Origin of the sequence: Nocardia miyunensis NBRC 108239, from assembly GCF_001613065.1 — a bacterium.
Lineage (GTDB): Bacteria > Actinomycetota > Actinomycetes > Mycobacteriales > Mycobacteriaceae > Nocardia > Nocardia miyunensis.
In genome coordinates, this window is record NZ_BDBQ01000185.1 from 1 (window position 1) to 1,641 (window position 1,641).

2 protein-coding genes are annotated in these 1,641 nt (G+C 60.3%); one reads left to right on the forward strand and one right to left on the reverse strand.

What is annotated here, in order from left to right; all coding sequences use genetic code 11:
- Positions 1-523 precede the first annotated feature (523 nt).
- A complete protein-coding gene (locus NM2_RS46880) occupies positions 524-1,243 on the forward strand; it encodes a hypothetical protein (RefSeq protein ID WP_157122126.1) in 720 nt (239 codons plus the stop codon).
- A 161-nt stretch (positions 1,244-1,404) separates the two neighbouring features.
- Here the strand turns inward: NM2_RS46880 and NM2_RS46885 are convergent.
- Positions 1,405-1,641 (reverse strand): transposase (locus NM2_RS46885; RefSeq protein ID WP_218026144.1); only part of this gene is annotated, 237 nt, incomplete at its 5' end.

Consider the following 1,641-nt stretch of genomic DNA (forward strand, 5'->3'; position numbering starts at 1 on the left):
TCCCTGCAGAGCCCCGTTTTCCGTACTGTTCATCGGCAGTGTCGGCGGAACGCGAATACTGGCGTTCTGTTGACACCGCAGCAGAGGCGACGGGGATCTACCACACAACGTGCGAAGCCACACCAGTTCAGCTGCAGCCGAAAGGCACCCTCACAGTGAAGCTCGCCGTCGAGCCAGCGATCCTGGGTGGCCCTCGAGCGTGCCCTTTTAGACCACTGCCGATCATGACGTCTGACCGTTCACACTCCGATCGCACGCCGGTTCAGCTACATGCACCGCCGCCGAGATGTAATGTCCTGCAACATGTCCACCGATCCGGACGTCCCGCCGCAGGGCCGACTCGGGTGCGCCCGGTCAATGCACATGTGTCGGCTGTCCGGTCGGCAAGCTCGTCATAGGATCTGCTCAACTTGTCGGACGTAGTCGAGTCGGCATACAGGCAGGCTGGATCTGCATCTGATTCGTTTGCCGCGGGGGCAACCGGTAAACGAGGTCGGACAGACACAGGTAGGGAGAACCAGGGATGAGTCTGGCATCAGCGATCGCGTTGCAGAGCGCTGCAGATGCATTCGGTCGATCGATTCAGCACTGCCACAATCTCATTGCGATTCACGAGGAGCGCAACAACGCTCAAGGGCGACGACATCGGGAAATATCGTTGAACCGAGCAACTATCGTCCTGGCTGTGGCGACGTGGCAGACCCTGGTACAAGACCTGACCATGGGTGCGCTGGAGGCCGCCAAGCCGGATGCGGCTGCAGCACTGGCCGAGGCGGGAACCTATCGGCTTATTCGGGCGCAGATAGAGCGTCAGGTACGGAACTTCTCCACACCCAACACGCAGAACACCAGGGATCTACTCGACACTGTGGGCCTGGACGTCAAGCCCCACTGGATCTGGGAGGTCGGCGCCCAGGGACGCGACCAGCGCAGGACAAGAAAGTTCGAAGAAATCAAGAACGAGCTTGAGGATTGGCTCCAAGTGCGCCATGCGATCGCGCACGGCCACAAGAACATTCCACGTCGATTGTCGCTCGATGCAATCCACACCAGGTATGCCTCCGAGCAGAAACGGGGAGTAACCAACCCCGCCTACAAGAGCTACCCGCCGCCAGAAATCCGGAAAGCCGACGCTTACCGATGTACTCGATTCTTTTTCGACCTCGGTGAAACCACAACATCTGCAATGGTCGATGTTCTCGGCTGCACCGCACCGAGATGGCCAGACTGGCCTGCAGCCTGAACGCAAGGTCGGCCTCCCAAGGTATGTTTTCGCTCCCGCTCGGTGTTGATTAAGTAAACCTGCCACACGCGAGGTCGAACTGTTTCGCGATCCCGCCGGTCGGCGGTGGCGGACGGGACTATCGGAAAGACGGCTCTGGCTCACTTTCGGTGGTGGCCAGGCTATGCGAGCAGGATGCGGTGCCGAAGTAGCTGAAAACTGGCCCTGCCATACATTTGTCGCTTGATCAGCTTGGTCTTGGTGTTGACGCCCTCGATCGGTCCGTTGCTGTAGGGCACTGTGAGGCCGGCGATCGCGGCGTCATGGTCTTGGTCGAGGCCGCGAAGGAACGGGCCGAGTTCGGTCAGCCCGGCCTCGCGAACCTGCTTCATCCACCCGTCGAGATCGCTACCGCGACG

Coding starts and splice junctions, on each gene's coding strand:
- NM2_RS46880 (WP_157122126.1), top strand. CDS start 524: ATGAGTCTGGCATCAGCGATCGCGTTGCAGAGCGCTGCAGATGCATTC.